The sequence below is a fragment of the Pseudomonas sp. P5_A12 genome (genome assembly GCF_056400685.1).
Genome location: NZ_JBFUKU010000005.1, coordinates 13,231 through 28,814, shown reverse-complemented (window position 1 = coordinate 28,814; position 15,584 = coordinate 13,231). Strand labels below are relative to the sequence as shown.

Genomic DNA, 15,584 nt, shown 5'->3' with positions numbered 1-15,584 from the left:
GCCCTGAATAGCCACGATGCTAGTTTGCCTGACGTTCACGGAGGGCAGATCTTGACGATAAAAATGGCTGTTATGTTGGGCACTTTCTCATTGGCGCTCACCGGCTGCGGAACCGCTCTTACGGTTTTTCAGGAAGACGAAGACGCGGCGCGAAGTCTCAGAAAACAAAAAACCTACTGCCAGTCCATCCCGCGCATTTACAGCGGCCTGGCCTATGATTTCTGCTACTTGAATGCCCCGCCTGAACCCGGCGGCTACCTCGCATCCTTCGTATTGGTGGACCTGGCCTTGTCCGGTGTCCTCGACACGGTTTGCCTGCCCTATACCCTTTACCGCCAGACCACCGAAGGCAATCTCAGTATTTATGGTCAGTTAGGCCGCAGGTAACTATGTCGAGGTCTTTCTACTGTCAACGCGTGAGCTTGCCGCTTGACGCTAGAGGCTTGCCGCTGCTTTTACGCTATAATCCCGCCCTTTAGCTGTCTCTCGCCGCTTGCGAGGGCACATTAATTTTCGAGGCGCTTGTCGCCTGCATGCAGACTAAAGAGGCTAGACCCCTGTGGCATTGACGATTCTTGGCCTGTCCGGCGCCCTTAGCCATGATCCTTCCGCAGCCTTGTACATCGACGGCAAGCTGGTCGCGGCGGCTGAAGAAGAGCGCTTTGTGCGCGATAAACATGCAAAGAACCGCATGCCCTACGAATCGGCGAAGTTCTGCCTCGAACAGGCGGGCATCAAGCCATCCGACGTTGATGTGGTCGCGATCCCATTCGCCCCGATCAGCCTGTTCGGCAAGGCTCGGTGGCAGTACGCCAAGCGTTACTGGTACGCTCCGGACCGCGCCCTTGACGCGATCCTGATGGGCAACCGCCGCTACAAGCGCTATCGCAACAAGATTGTCTGGTGCCTCGAGCAACTGGGCTTCGATCCGAAGAAAATCAAGATCGAGCCGGTCGAGCATCACCTGGCCCACGCCTCCAGTGCTTACCACTGCTCCGGTTTCAAAGAGAAAACCGCGATCCTGGGGATCGACGGCAAGGGTGAGTACGCCACGACCTTCTTCGGTTACGGCGAAAACGGCAAGATCCACAAGATCAAGGAATTCTTCGATCCGGACTCCCTCGGCGGCCTGTACGGCGCAATCACCGAGTTCCTCGGTTTCGATATGCTCGACGGTGAGTTCAAGGTCATGGGCATGGCGCCGTACGGCGACGCCAGCAAATACGATTTCTCGCGCCTGGCTTCGTTCGAAAACGGCGAGCTGGTAATCAACACCGAATACGCCAACGTCATCGGCCTGCGTCGCTACAAAGAGAAGGGCAAAGGCTACTACTTCTCGCCGAAGCTGATCGAGTGGCTGGGACCGAAGCGCGAAGGCGACATCGCCGACGAGCCGTACATCCACTACGCCGCGAGCATTCAAGCGCTGTTCGAAAAAATTTCGCTACAGATGATCGACTACTACCTGGGCGACGTGCTCAAGGAAACCGGCAAGCTGGCCTACGCCGGCGGCTGTGCGTTGAACGTCAAGCTGAACCAGAAAATCATCGCCCGCGATGACGTCAAGGAGCTGTTCGTGCAGCCTGCATCCGGCGACGCCGGCACGGCGGTCGGCGCGGCGGCGTATGTGTCTAACGCCCGTGGTGTGCCGGTCGAGAAGATGGAACACGTCTACCTCGGCCCTTCGTACACCAACGAAGACGTGCTCGCTGCCTGCGCCCGTCACCCTAGCAAACCGGTCTGGCGCAAGCTCGACAACATGCCGGAAAACATCGCCAAAATCATGGTCGACGGCAACCCGGTGGCCTGGTTCCAGGGGCGCATGGAGTTCGGTCCGCGTGCCTTGGGCGGTCGCTCGATCATCGGTTGCCCGAGCGCCGTTGGCGTGGCTGACCGCATCAACCACCAGATCAAGTTCCGCGAGCGCTGGAGGCCTTTCTGCCCGTCGATGCTCGACACCGTTGCCCCGCAGATGATCAAGATCGATCACCCGGCGCCGTTCATGACCTTCACCTTTGAAGTGGCGGAGGAGTGGAAGACCCGCGTGCCGGAAGTCGTCCATGAAGACGGTACGTCCCGGGCCCAGGTGCTCAAGCGCGAATACAACCCGCGCTACTACGACATGATGAAAGCGCTGGAAGTGCTGACCGGCAACGGCGTGTCGTTGAACACCTCGCTGAACCGTCGTGGCGAGCCGATGATCTGCTCGCCGACCGATGCCCTGAACATGTTCTTCGGTTCCGATCTACAGTACTTGATCATGGAAGACATCCTGGTGGTTAAAGAGGGCGCGGACGCATATGACTCGCTCGGCTGAACGCCATGTGCTGCAGTTCTGTCACGGCTATGACGGCCCGTTTCTGGACTGTGCCCGGCAGTACGCCAGCCTGTTTGCGGGGACTGGCTATCGAGTGACCACGGTCTTTCTGACCGGGGCCGCCGACAGCGACGTCGCTGCGGGCTGCGCTTCCGATGAAGTGCTCTTCATGGAATACAGCTCCAAGGCCATTCGTGGTCTGAAGCTGGGCGCCATCGGCGATCTGCGCAAGATCGCCGCCTCGCGCAATTTCAGCTTCTGCATTGCCCACCGTTTCAAGCCGATCTACATCGCCTTGCTCGGCACCTCGCTGCCGGTCATTGGTGTGCATCACGCGTTTGGCGATTACCAGCGCGGCACTCGCAAACTGTTCGCCCATATTTTCCGCAAGCGCCTCAGTCTGCTCGGGGTCTCCGATGCGGTGCGTGACGACATGCGCCGTTGCCTGCCGAAATGGCCGGCGGGAAGGATTCAGACGCTCTATAACCGTATCGATGTGCCGGCCATGCAGACCAGTCAGGTCTCGGCTCGCGAAGCCCGGGAAACCCTGGGTCTGTCAGCGGATGCCTGGATTGTCGGCAACGTCGGGCGGCTGCATCCGGACAAGGACCAGACCACGCTGTTGCACGGTTTTGCCCTGGCATTGCCGCAATTGCCGGCCAACAGCCAACTGGTGATTCTCGGTAGCGGTCGGCTGGAACAGGACCTCAAGGAACTGGCCCGCGAACTGGGCATTGGTGATCGGGTGCTGTTCCTCGGTCAAGTGCCGGACGCCCGTCGCTATTTCCGTGCCTTCAATGTGTTTGCCCTGAGCTCGGACCACGAACCTTTCGGCATGGTGCTACTGGAAGCCATGGCCGCCGGCGTGCCGTTGCTCGCGACGGCTTGCGGTGGTGCCAGGGAAGTCGTTGAAGGGGTCGGCATTCTGTTCCCGTTGGGCGATGCCGAGCGTCTGGCGCAAGGGCTGCAACATCTGGCCGCAATGGACGAGCAACAACGTCACCAGTGTGCCGAGATGATGCTCGACCGCTTGCGTGAACATTTCTCCGACCGCGCGGTACGCGATGCTTTCTGGCATTTGCCACACGTCACAGAACTGGCACCGAGGGGCTGATGCTCAACCGATTTCAAGGCTGGCGCGAACGTGGCTGGACGCTGGTCGACGCCTCGACTTATGCACAGGCCTGGCAGCGATTTGGCGGTAGTGTTGCGACGCATCCCATGGTGGTCGAGCGCCTGGCGCAGTTGGCCGAGATCCCGGTGCGTTACCTGGCCTGGGAGCAGAACGGTGAAGTGAAAGCCGCCATCCCGACCTGGGGGCGCGACCTGGCGCTGTCCAAAGACGTGCTCAAGCGCCGTGGTAAAAAAGGCCTGTTCGACCTCGGCAATGCCGAGGTGATCCTGCCGGCTGCCGCCGATGCACAAGCAGCGCTGCGCCATCGCGGACGTTATTTGTCGGCGCTGAGCGAAGGCCGATTCACCGATATCAAGCTGCAGGCCGAACAACTGGCCATGGCGCGCACGCCCGAAGAACTGTCGAAAAAATTCCGCTACAACCAGCGCCGTGAATTGCGTCTGCTGGAAGAAGCCGGTGGCGTTGTACGTCCGGTTGCCGAGTTTTCCAGTGCTGAGCTGGCGGCGATTTATTGCGACCTGTTCCAGCGCCGTTGGGGTTTCCCGGCCACGGGTGCCGAGCGCATGGGCGAGGTGATCGAACTGCTGCGCGACTTGCTGATCGGCTCGGTGATCTTCCTCAACGATGCCCCGATCGCCACTCAACTGGTCTACCGCGTCGAAGCGCCGCAATGGATCAGCGTTGAATACATCAACGGTGGCGTCGATCCCGAAACCCGCGAGTTCAGTCCGGGCAGCGTGCTGAGTTTTCTCAACACCCAAAGTGCCTGGGAACACGCTCGCGCCCTCGACAAGCCTTTGCGGTTTTCCTTCGGTCGTGCCGACCGGGAATACAAGGACCGCTGGTGCAATCCTGTGCCGGTTTTTACCGTGTGAGTGAACCCATGAGCCGCAAACAGCAACTGCTCAAGCGCCACCGGCGTAACAAACGCATCAGCCTGTTGATCGCGCTGATGCTGTTGATTGCCATCGGCGTGCTGGTGGCCTGGTGGTTGCCGCCGGTACTGGCGGTACTGGGCTGGATTGCCCACGAGGCCTGGTTCGCCGACCACCTGTTTTATTCCCCCAAGGACGATTACCAATACAGCTTCCCGCCTTACACCCCACAACCCAAGGTGCATCTGGACGGCGAGCGCTTGCGCCTGGACGAAGGCGTGATGCTGGTCGACGACGCCACGCTGGTGTTGGCGCTACGGGTGAAAAGCACCTGGCTGGGGCGCTTTATCGACCCGGTGGTGGAGCTTTCGGGGGGGGACAACCCGGACCGACTAACGTTTGAACGCGGCGTCAACGGCCTGCGTTACCTGAATCTCAGCGGTCAGGCGCAAGTATTGTCACGAGGTGAATTGCGCCTGCGTGGACACTACTGCCGCCTGTTCGGCGAGCCGATATTGTGGGCACTGGAGCACCCCGACTTCCGCCGGCAACGGGTGATGGTGATCGCGCCCCATGCCGACGACGCCGAACTGGCTGCCTATGGCTTGTACAGCCAGGCCGATGAAGCCTGGATCGTGACACTGACGGCCGGCGAAATCGAAGCCGAACATTACCAGCAGATCGGCCTGAACAAGGTCGAGGCAGCGCGACTCAAGGGCCGTTTGCGCGCCTGGGACAGCATCGCGGTGCCGCGTTGGGCTGGCGTGCCGCAGGCTCATTGCCTGCAGCTGGGCTATTTTTGCCTGCAACTGGCGGCGATGCAGGCCGCGCCGACGCAACCGGTCGCTTCGCGAGAAGCGGATTTGAGCGACACTCGCCTGTTTCGCCAGCTGAATCCATTTGCCTTGCCGGGCGATGTCGATGGTGCGCCGACCTGGAACAACCTGTTGGCCGATCTGCGTGCAGTACTGCTGCGTGCGCGCCCTGACGTGATCGTACTGCCGCACCCGACCCTCGATCCGCATCCCGATCATATCTGTGCCCAACAAGCGGTTCTCGAAGCCTTGAACGGCCTGGAATGGCAGCCGACCACACTGCTCGGCTACGCCAACCATTTGCACGACAACGACCGCTGGCCAATGGGCGATGCCGGTCATGGCATCGCATTGCCGCCAGCCTTCGACCCGGCGACGCCTATGCAGCCTTGCTGCCTGCCGCTGTCGCTGGAGCTTCAGCGCGACAAAGCCATGGCGCTGGGCATGATGCATGACCTGCAACCGCCAATGCCGTTCAAGCGACGCCTGCGCCGGTTGATCCAGCGGCTACTGGCCAAGCGCAGGCCGCCGGCCTACGGCGAGAACGAATTCTTTCGCAAGGCCGTTCGGCGTCACGAGCTTTTGTGGATACTCAAGCACACACCTACAAACGCTTCTCAGCGGGGAGAGTTATGAGCCAGCGGCTAAAGGTTCTGCAATTGCAGCCTGACTACAACGTCAAAGCCCATGATTTTGCCGACCTCGCGGAGCAGATCGTCAAGGCGCTACCCGGTGATCGCTACGAAGTGACGGCGGCATTCCTTCGTGGCAAGCCCGGGGCGGGTGAGGCTATAAGCCGGGCCGACCGTTCGGTGTACTTCGAGTTTTCCGACAAGTCCCTCAAGGGCATGCGTCTTCGGGCGATGTGGACGCTGTACAAATTTTGCCGCGCGGAAAAATTCGACGTGGTGATCTGTAACCGCTTCAAACCCGTGAACATGATGCTGACGCTTAACCGCTGGTTGAAAGTGCCCCTGTGCATCGGTATTTCCCACGGTTTTGGTGAGTACGACCGGTTCTACCGGCGTCGCCAGACCCAGCGCCTGATCGATCGTCACTGGCGTTTTGTCGGTGTATCGCCGGCGGTGAAACAATACCTGTTGGACTGCGACTGCGGTTTTACCGATCAAAATACTTACGCGATCACCAACGCCATCGACATCGAGCAGGCCGAAGGTTTGCAGCACAGCCGCGAGCGTGCCCGTGAATTGTTGGGTATCGATCCGTCGGTGCGCCTGATTGGCGCTCTGGGGCGTCTTGTACCGGTCAAGGGCCACACTTATCTGTTGCAGGCATTTGCCGCGCTCAAGGACAAGTACCCGAACACCCAGTTGGCGATCATCGGTGCCGGCCGCGAAGAATCGCGCCTGAACGCTGAGATCGAACGCCTGGGCCTGACCGACCGCGCGCACTTGCTGGGCTTCAAGGAAATCGCCTTGCAGTACATTCGCGCCTTCGACATCTGGACCATGCCGTCCCTGGCGGAAGGCCTCGGGTTGGCGCTGCTCGAAGGCATGAGCGGTCATCTGCCGGTGATCGCCTCCAACGTGCCCGCTATGCTGCCGCTGATTGAAGGGGCGGGCGGACTGGCGATTACACCCAAGGATGTTCCGAGCCTGGTCGCAGCGCTGGATAACTACCTCGGGCTGTCGGATGACGAACTCAAGGCCAAGGGCGAGCAGGCCTTCCGTTATCTCCAGGAACAACACGACATCGAGGTGTTCCGGCAGGAATACCTGAATCTGATCGACTCCGGCCTGGAACAGGCCCGCAAGGAACAACCATGAGCGCCGCGCAACCTCTCGTCACGGTCATCATCGCGTCGTACAACCACGCTCGCTACATCGAGGAAAGCATTCTCAGCGTCCTCAACCAGACCTATAAGAACATCGAGTTGCTGGTGGTCGATGACGGTTCCAAAGACGACAGCGTCGAACGCATCAAAGTGCTGCAGGCGCAATATGGATTCGATTTTCGGGTTCAGCAGAATCAGGGCCTGACCAATACGCTCAACGGTGCCATTGCTCGCTCCAGCGGCAGCCTGATCGTGCCGTTTGGTTCTGACGACATCATGCTGCCAGAGCGCATCGCCACTCAGGTGGCGCACATGGATGGCAAGCCCGAGGTGGGTATTTGCGCCGGCAATATCGAGCTGATCGACGCCGACGGTAACCTGTACCCGGAGAAGCGTCAGCGCCGCGATGTGCCGTTTCGTCGTCTGGACTTTGATGACATGTTTCTGGAGCGTAAACCCTATCCGCCCGCTCCGACCCTGATGATCCGTCGGGAAGCGCTGGACAAAGTGGGTGGGTTCGATCCGAACATTCGTCTGGAAGATTTGCTGATCGAACTGAAAGTGACCCATGCCGGTTACTTTATCGATGGCCTGAATGTGTTGATGGCGCGCTATCGCAAGCACGCCACCAACTCTTACAAGAACCACCGCTTCATGATCGACAGCATCCTGCGTACCTACGCGCTGTTCAGCGATCATCCGCTGTACGACGAGGTTCGCTACAAGTTCCTCAGCTCAATGTTCCTCAAGACCGCCAACCGTGACCGCAAGCTGGCCCGAGAACTGCTGGCGCAGATCCCGTTCAAGGCCTGGAACAAGAAGACCTGGCGCGGTCTGGGGCGGCTGTACTTCTCGCCGCTGGAAAAAGGCTGACCCTGCCTGGTTGCGCTTTGTAGCAGCAGGCTTCAGCTAGCGTTCTCTGTCAGACTCTTGTTGGCTTTTTTGCCTTGGCGCAGCCACAGCAAGACCTTCTTGCCGGCCGTTATGCCCGGTTTCTCGATGTACAGGAACGTCAGGCTGCTGATAATAATCAGCAGGCAGCTGCACAGGACCAGTAGCGGCAGAAAGGTCCAGATGTCACGAGCGTCTAGATGAAGCATCAGCGGCAGGCGCTGGATCAACACCCACAGCACAAAGCCGTGCAGCAAATAGGTGCTGTAGCTGATTTCGCCGAGCCAGCGGATGCTGCGTGGTTTCAGCGCGCCGAACAGGGTGTTTCCGGACGCCACAATCACGAAAAACAACGACATGAGCAACAATGGCATCAGGCTGAAAGCACGGTTGAATGCCGTGAAGGCAATTGCCAATGCCAGCAGCGCGATAATCCCCGCCATTCGAGTCTGACCCCAGGACACCAGTTGCGGTCTGCGAACCCAATACGCAGCGCCGATGCCGCCGAGAAAGCTAGCCAGAAAGTGTTTTTTCAGCGAGTGCTCCATGCCGACCACTTCATACAAGCCGTAAATGCCGATCAGGCACATCACCGTTTGCTTCCAGCTGCCTCGGTAGATAAACACCATGGCGGCGAGGGGCAGTGCCAGATAGAAAAACACCTCGTAGCCCAGGGTCCAGGTGACGTTGGAGATCAGTACACCGGTCTGGTGGTACTGATTGACGTCCGGACGGTCGAAGGTCAGCCAGGCCAGGATCTGGCCGGCGAAGTCGATCCCGGAGTCCTTGAGTTCCCAGTTCTGCAGGTAGAACACCGTGACAAACACGATCAGCATCAGCGGCAAGTACAACGGATACAGGCGAAACAGCCGCGATACCGCAAAAGCCAGCCAGTCGTGTTGATGTCCCTGGGTGAGTAGTCGATTCCAAAACAGGAAAGCGGTGATCATGAAAAACAGCGCGACACTGCCTTGGCCGAGTTGTGAGTAGAAATTGCTCGGCGGAAAATCAAACACACCCGTGCGCAGGAAGATCAAGGTAATGATCGAGTGGTGCACAAACACGCCGAACGCCAGATAACCGCGTAACCCGTCGATACTGGCATAACGGCTTTCACTGGAATGTTCGATTTGACGGGCGATTTTCGGTACGGCGCGTAACAGCAGGGCTGCGGTCACAATGGCCAACAGATAAGCTACTAGAGCAATCAGAGGGTTGGTTTCACTCATCAATGAACCTTGACCGGGGAACTCCCGGACAGCACTAGTCTGTGCAGGTTATCAACAGCGGACTTCGATGCCGTCATGGCATAGCCATGAAGCAGTGCTTCAAAGTGTTCCTGGAACAGCCAGCGCTTGTCTACGGTGTAACGCTGCATATGACGCAGGTTGCGCTGACGCAGGGCCAGGCTCAACGAAGAAGGGTAAATGCGCAGGTCGGCCACATCGATCAAGCCGAACTCGCCATCTTCAAGCACCAGGACATTACCCAGGTGCAGCGAGCGGAAATAGACGCCTTGTTCATGCAGTTGAGCCATGAACTTGCCGAATCGCTCCACCAGTGCCTGGCGTACCGCAGGTGCGGTTATGCCTTGCAGGACCTGGCGCAGGGTATTGCCGGGCAGGGGCGAATAGTGCACGGCGCTGCTGCCGTCTGCGAGGCGATAAAGGTCAAGAGTAGGCGGGGTCGGGAACCCCATGCTGCGCAGTTGCTCGCTGTTGACGGCAAAGCGTTCGGAGTAGGGGTTGAAACTGCCCGAGGTGTACCAGCGACGGCGTCGGAACAGCTTGAGGAAGCTGCCATCGAGCAGGCGCAAGACTTTGGGACCCAGGCCATCTTCTTCGATCACCTGCGCATTGGCGGTCAATTGGTGCAGGGCCGTTGGCGTCAGCGTCTTGATGGGCATCGCCAACAAGCGTCTGGCGCGTTGATTAATGCAAAGCGCGACGATCAGTGCCAGCGGAATCCACAGCAGAAACCAGTGCTCCTTGGGCCGAGAGATGATGCCGCCCCCCTCGGTCAAGCCTGCGCCGATGCCGAAAATCAGCCAGGTCGAGGCGATGATAAACAGTGGTTGCACACGATTGCGCCAACTGCTCAACAAACTCCAGGCCTGGAAAAACAACCAAGGCAGCAGACCAAATACTCCTACGTAATAGAGCACACCCAGGACAAAGCTGTGGGGTTCCTGAAAGTTGACGCCGACACCGGGGTCGATGGCCAGATTGGCGCTATACCCATGACCGATCCATGGATGATCGGCTATTTGCTTGAGGGCCAGCTGCCAGATTTCGAAGCGGTAAGAGTCGCCTCGTTCAATGATCGTTTGCGCAAACAGCACATAAATCGTGGCTCCGCTGGCAGCCAGCGCGCCCAGCAATATGACGGAGCGACGGTTCCAGCAAATGAAACCCAGCCAGAGCGCTGCCAATGTCAGTGCAACCAGAGGCGTTCTGGAGCCGGTGGCGATCACAGCGGTGAACATGATTGCCATCGCCGGTAGACTCAGCCAGAGCATCTGGCGGCGCTTGCAGATCATGCTCATGCTCAGCCAGTAGGCGGCGTAAAAGCCATACATATGTGAGCTCAGTAGCGGGTTGTCGAACGCACCGCCACCGATCATGCGCATACCCGGTTCGTACACGCGGGCGAACATGAACAGGCTGTGGGCAGTGCCGACCAGTCCGACCAATGCCGCGGCGAACAGCAGGGGGTGAATGATTTCGCTGCGATAGCGCACCAGCAAGTAGCAGCCAGAGAACAGCATCAGAAGATGCAGCGGTGTTTTGAATTGGCTGAAGAAGCTATCCTTTCCGGGTGCCCAGAACAAACTCGCCAGCGCCCAGGCCGCGAACACCGCCACGGCAATGAAAATCGGCTCGCGGCACAATTCCTTGAGTTCGCGGGGACGCAGACACAGGGCAATCAGCGTCGGAATGCTGAACAGGCCATAAAAAAGTTTGTGGTGCAGACTTCGGCCCGGCAAGAAGAACAGTGCGCAAAGAAGCAAGAGATAGCCAGCTGGAAGAATCCAGAGGCAAATAAAATCGAAAACTCGATTTGACGCACTATTGAAACCGCTGAGTTGCATGCTGAGAGATTCAATCCTGAGTTGATCGGCCATTTCGGGGTGATGGCTATTTGATGCTTTATTCCATGCCTAACAATAACAGCCTTTAGGCGATTGCCAGAACCCTGAAGAAGCTGTGCTAAAGTCAGCGTCCTTTTTATCGACAAACGCGTGATATGGCCGACTCCAGTCTCTCCGCAAGCCCATCGAGCTTGAAAATCTACTTCCGCCTGCTCGGCTATGTCCGGCCGTACATCAGTCTGTTTCTGATCAGCATTGTCGGCTTTTTGATTTTCGCTTCGACCCAGCCGATGCTTGGATACATCCTCAAATACTTTGTCGATGGCCTGTCCAATCCTGAGGCAGTGCTTTTCCCCACGGTGCCTTACCTGCGCGACCTGCAACTGTTGCAGGCTGTACCGTTGCTGATCATTTTGATCGCCGCGTGGCAGGGGCTGGGATCATATCTGGGCAATTACTTTCTCGCCAAGGTTTCCCTCGGGCTCGTCCATGACCTGCGAGTGCAGTTGTTCAATAATCTGCTGGTTTTGCCCAATCGCTATTTCGACAAGCATAACTCGGGTCATCTGATTTCGCGTATCACCTTCAACGTGACGATGGTCACCGGGGCGGCCACAGATGCGATCAAGGTCGTAATCCGTGAAGGCATGACGGTGATCTTCCTGTTTGCCTCGCTGCTGTATATGAACTGGCGGCTGACGCTGGTCATGATCGCCATCCTGCCGCTGATCGCCATCATGGTGCGTACCGCGAGCAAGAAATTTCGCAAGCAGAGCAAGAAAATCCAGGTGGCCATGGGGGACGTGACCCACGTGGCGTCGGAAACCATCCAGGGATATCGCGTGGTACGCAGCTTTGGCGGTGAGGTTTACGAAGAGAAGCGCTTCTTCGCGGCCAGTCAGGGCAACACCGACAAACAGTTGCGCATGACGCGCACCGGTGCCATTTACACGCCTTTACTGCAACTGGTGATCTACAGCGCCATGGCAGTGTTGATGTTCCTGGTACTGTTCCTGCGTGGCGACGCGTCGGCCGGTGACATGGTTGCCTACATCACCCTGGCCGGCCTGTTACCCAAGCCGATCCGCCAATTGTCCGAAGTCAGCTCGACCATCCAGAAAGGTGTGGCGGGGGCCGAGAGTATTTTCGAGCAGCTGGACGTCGAGCCTGAAGTCGATACCGGCACCATTGAGCGCGATGCCGTCAGCGGTCGCCTGGACGTGCGCAATCTGAGCTTCACCTACCCGGACACTGATCGCCTGGTCCTCAATGACATCAGTTTCTCGGCCGAGCCCGGGCAAATGGTGGCGCTGGTTGGACGGTCAGGCAGCGGCAAGTCGACCCTGGCCAACCTGATTCCACGCTTCTACCACCACGACAAGGGCGAGATCCTGATCGATGGTGTTGAAGTGGAGCAGTACAAACTGCTGAACCTGCGCAAGCACATCGCCCAGGTAACCCAGCATGTGACGTTGTTCAGTGACACAGTGGCCAATAATATTGCTTATGGCGACCTGGCTGGCGCACCCCGAGACGCGATCGAAAGAGCCGCGAAAGATGCCTATGCAATGGATTTCATCGCGCAGTTACCCGAAGGCCTGGACACCCAGGTCGGCGAGAACGGCGTGCTGCTGTCCGGCGGTCAGCGTCAGCGCCTGGCCATTGCACGGGCCCTGTTGAAAAACGCACCGTTGCTGATCCTCGACGAAGCTACTTCGGCGCTCGACACTGAATCGGAGCGCCACATTCAGGCGGCGCTGGACCAAGTGATGAAAGGCCGGACCACGCTGGTAATCGCTCACCGTCTGTCGACCATCGAAAAGGCTGACCTGATCCTTGTGATGGATCAGGGCCGGATTGTCGAGCGCGGCACCCATTCCGAGCTTCTGGCGCAGAACGGTTACTACGCCCGCCTGAACGCCATGGGCCTCGACGCCCCGGCTGAAGACATCGCCTGACCCTCGGCATCCGTCAGTTTTAATGACAGCCTGAAAAAATCGCAGCCTGAGGTTCTTGAACTCGACCAGGCTGCTTTTTTTTGGCTTTTGACGACCTCGATCATGCCATGCGCAAGGCCATGCCAACCCTGTGGTAATATCGCGCCCCTGTTCATTTTGTATGTGGGTTGCTCCATGAAGTTGTCCATGCCGCGATTCGATCAAGCCCCTGTCTTGGTGGTCGGCGATGTCATGCTCGACCGTTACTGGCATGGTGGTACCTCACGGATTTCCCCTGAGGCGCCGGTACCGGTGGTCAAGGTCGAGCAAATCGAGGACCGCCCGGGCGGTGCCGCCAACGTTGCGTTGAACATTGCCGCGCTCGGTGCCCCGGCCTCGCTGGTCGGCGTGACCGGTGACGACGAAGCTGCCGACAGCCTGGCCAATAGCCTCAAGGGTGCTGGCGTTCGAGCGCTATTCCAGCGCATTGCGCACCAGCCGACCATCGTCAAGCTGCGGGTCATGAGTCGTCACCAGCAACTGCTGCGTATCGACTTTGAAGAACCCTTCGCCACCGATGCGTTGGCGCTTGGCGAGCAAGTCGACGAGTTGCTAGAGGGCATCAAGGTGCTGGTGCTGTCCGACTACGGCAAAGGCGCCCTGAAAAACCATCAGGTGCTGATCCAGGCTGCCCGTGCCCGTGGCATTCCGGTGCTGGCGGATCCCAAGGGCAAGGATTTCTCGATCTACCGTGGTGCCAGCGTAATCACCCCGAACCTCAGCGAGTTCGAAACCATCGTCGGTGGTTGCGCCGATGAGCACGAGCTGGTGAGCAAAGGCGCGCAGCTGATGCACGACCTGGACCTCGGCGCGTTGCTGGTGACCCGTGGTGAACACGGCATGACCTTGCTGCGCCCTGATCATCCTGCGCTGCACTTGCCGGCCCGCGCCCGAGAAGTGTTCGACGTGACCGGTGCCGGCGATACCGTGATTTCTACCTTGGCAGCCGCGATTGCCGCTGGCGAAGAATTGCCGCACGCGGTGGCCCTGGCCAATCTGGCGGCGGGCATCGTGGTCGGCAAACTCGGTACGGCGGCGATCAGCGCGCCGGAACTGCGTCGTGCCATCCAGCGTGCAGAAGGGTCGGAGCGCGGTGTGTTGGGACTTGAGCAGCTATTGCTGGCGGTCGACGATGCGCGTGCGCACAAAGAAAAAATCGTCTTCACCAACGGCTGCTTCGACATTCTGCATGCCGGCCACGTGACTTACCTTGAGCAGGCACGGGCCCAGGGCGATCGTCTGATCGTTGCAGTCAACGACGATGCCTCGGTCAGCCGCCTGAAAGGGCCGGGTCGTCCAATCAACAGCGTCGACCGTCGCATGGCGGTATTGGCCGGATTGGGTGCAGTGGATTGGGTGATCAGCTTCCCTGAAGGCACTCCGGAAAACCTGCTGCAAGCGGTCAAGCCGGACGTGTTGGTCAAGGGTGGCGATTATGGGATTGACCAGGTGGTCGGCGCAGACATCGTGACGGCTTACGGTGGGACGGTGAAGGTGCTGGGGCTGGTGGCCAACAGCTCGACCACGGCAATCGTCGAAAAAATCCGCAAGTCCGAGTGAGACGTTGATCGTTCCCACGCTCTGCGTGGGAAATGCCTCAATGGACGCTCTGCGTCCGCTTTGGGACGCAGAGCGTCCCGGGCTGCATCCCCACGCGGAGCGTGGGAACGATCAGGCAATCAGGGGCGTGCCGCCTTGCGCGGCACGATCTTCTTTAGTAACTGCTTTGCCTTCCCGCGTAACCGCGCCAGACCGGAGTCCTTCCCCGGTGGGCTCAACCCCTGCTGGCGTACCCAGTCCTTCCAGCGAATTCGCTCATCACGCACCACCCAGCCTTCCTGCCGGGCAAAGCTCTCCGCCAGAAACAAGCCACGAGTACTCGCCGGGTACAGCTGATCTTTTTTCAGCGTATAGAGCTCGGCCATCGGCTGACCGTCCTGTAATGGCATCAGGTACAAGTCCGGGCGTTTGCGGTCGAGCCGGGCCACCAATTGATCGCCTTCCAATCGCTCATCGACATGAAACAGACTCAGGGATTTGGCTTCTTTAGGCACGTCCAGGCGCAAGTCATAGATCAATTGCAACGACGCGGTGGGCAAATGCACGTAAGCCCGCGGCCGTTCGATCAACTGCAGGTTGGCGCAGCGCACCGGCCGCGCCGAACCGGAAAACGGCGTCAGGCGAAACGGCAGTGCCTCGCGGTAATGCAGGGCACTGGCATAGGGCGCTGGCAGCCACGTGTCGTTGAAGCGCCCGCCGAGCCAGCCTTCCGGGGTTTCCAGCAGGCATTCTTCGGCAATTTCCTGGATCGCGGTGTGCAGCGGCAGGTTCAGTTCATGGGCCGGTACGTAGCCGGAGATCAACTTGAGCACTACGTCGCCACGGTCTTGGCGACGCTGACGCACCAGCACCCAGTAATCGCGATTCTGCCAATGCAAGGTCAAGCGCACCGAGACGCCGAGATTGGCCAGTTCCAGCGCAAACCGCTCGGTGTTGGTCACCGTCACAAGGCGGCGACGTTGCAGGGTTTGGGAGAAATTGAGCGGCATCCCGACGCTCTGATAGCACAAGCCTTCGGGAGTCGCTTCGACATACAACGGCAGGGTCTTGAAGTTGCTCGGGTTCTTTCTTATGAGCGTACGCGGCATGTCGGCTCCTGCTTAAGGCC

12 protein-coding genes are annotated in these 15,584 nt (G+C 59.0%); 9 read left to right on the top strand and 3 right to left on the bottom strand.

Annotation, left to right across the window (positions count from 1 at the left end; translation table 11 throughout):
- Positions 1-51 precede the first annotated feature (51 nt).
- From AC1DSG_RS01625 to AC1DSG_RS01595, 7 genes are all read left to right on the top strand, one after another.
- On the top strand, positions 52-387 hold the full coding sequence (locus AC1DSG_RS01625) for a YceK/YidQ family lipoprotein (RefSeq protein WP_477789281.1): 336 nt from the start codon (positions 52-54) through the stop codon (positions 385-387).
- Between the two features lie 172 nt (positions 388-559).
- The gene (locus AC1DSG_RS01620) at positions 560-2,317 is read left to right on the top strand and encodes a carbamoyltransferase family protein (RefSeq protein WP_477789280.1); all 1,758 of its coding nucleotides are present in this window, start codon (positions 560-562) and stop codon (positions 2,315-2,317) included.
- Positions 2,301-3,431 (top strand): glycosyltransferase, encoded by a 1,131-nt coding sequence (locus AC1DSG_RS01615; protein WP_477789279.1) that lies wholly within the window; start codon positions 2,301-2,303, stop codon positions 3,429-3,431. Before AC1DSG_RS01620 ends, AC1DSG_RS01615 begins: the two co-directional genes overlap by 17 nt.
- A complete protein-coding gene (locus tag AC1DSG_RS01610; protein ID WP_477789278.1) occupies positions 3,431-4,327 on the top strand; it encodes an antimicrobial resistance protein Mig-14 in 897 nt (298 codons plus the stop codon). Before AC1DSG_RS01615 ends, AC1DSG_RS01610 begins: the two co-directional genes overlap by 1 nt.
- Before the next feature lie 8 nt (positions 4,328-4,335).
- Positions 4,336-5,778 (top strand): PIG-L deacetylase family protein, encoded by a 1,443-nt coding sequence (locus AC1DSG_RS01605; RefSeq protein ID WP_477789277.1) that lies wholly within the window; start codon positions 4,336-4,338, stop codon positions 5,776-5,778.
- The gene (locus AC1DSG_RS01600; protein WP_477789276.1) at positions 5,775-6,929 is read left to right on the top strand and encodes a glycosyltransferase family 4 protein; all 1,155 of its coding nucleotides are present in this window, start codon (positions 5,775-5,777) and stop codon (positions 6,927-6,929) included. The genes AC1DSG_RS01605 and AC1DSG_RS01600 overlap by 4 nt, the downstream gene beginning before the upstream one ends.
- Entirely contained in the window at positions 6,926-7,810 is an 885-nt protein-coding gene (locus tag AC1DSG_RS01595; RefSeq protein WP_477789275.1) for a glycosyltransferase, read from the top strand. Before AC1DSG_RS01600 ends, AC1DSG_RS01595 begins: the two co-directional genes overlap by 4 nt.
- 32 nt (positions 7,811-7,842) lie before the next feature.
- On the opposite strand, the gene AC1DSG_RS01590 is transcribed toward AC1DSG_RS01595, so the two are convergent.
- Entirely contained in the window at positions 7,843-9,057 is a 1,215-nt protein-coding gene (locus AC1DSG_RS01590; protein WP_477789274.1) for an acyltransferase family protein, read from the bottom strand.
- Complete coding sequence (locus AC1DSG_RS01585; RefSeq protein ID WP_477789273.1) at positions 9,057-10,919, bottom strand: O-antigen ligase family protein; 1,863 nt, start codon at positions 10,917-10,919, stop codon at positions 9,057-9,059. The genes AC1DSG_RS01590 and AC1DSG_RS01585 overlap by 1 nt, the downstream gene beginning before the upstream one ends.
- 155 nt (positions 10,920-11,074) lie before the next feature.
- On the opposite strand from AC1DSG_RS01585, the gene msbA reads away from it, so the two are divergent.
- On the top strand, positions 11,075-12,877 hold the full coding sequence (gene msbA / locus AC1DSG_RS01580; protein ID WP_477789272.1) for a lipid A export permease/ATP-binding protein MsbA: 1,803 nt from the start codon (positions 11,075-11,077) through the stop codon (positions 12,875-12,877).
- A gap of 174 nt (positions 12,878-13,051) precedes the next feature.
- The gene (hldE, locus tag AC1DSG_RS01575; RefSeq protein ID WP_477789271.1) at positions 13,052-14,476 is read left to right on the top strand and encodes a bifunctional D-glycero-beta-D-manno-heptose-7-phosphate kinase/D-glycero-beta-D-manno-heptose 1-phosphate adenylyltransferase HldE; all 1,425 of its coding nucleotides are present in this window, start codon (positions 13,052-13,054) and stop codon (positions 14,474-14,476) included.
- 119 nt (positions 14,477-14,595) lie between these two features.
- Here hldE and AC1DSG_RS01570 read toward each other — a convergent pair whose 3' ends face one another.
- Positions 14,596-15,564, bottom strand: coding sequence for a metal ABC transporter ATPase (locus AC1DSG_RS01570; RefSeq protein ID WP_477789270.1), 969 nt, complete (start codon positions 15,562-15,564; stop codon positions 14,596-14,598).
- Between the last annotated feature and the right edge of the window lie 20 nt (positions 15,565-15,584).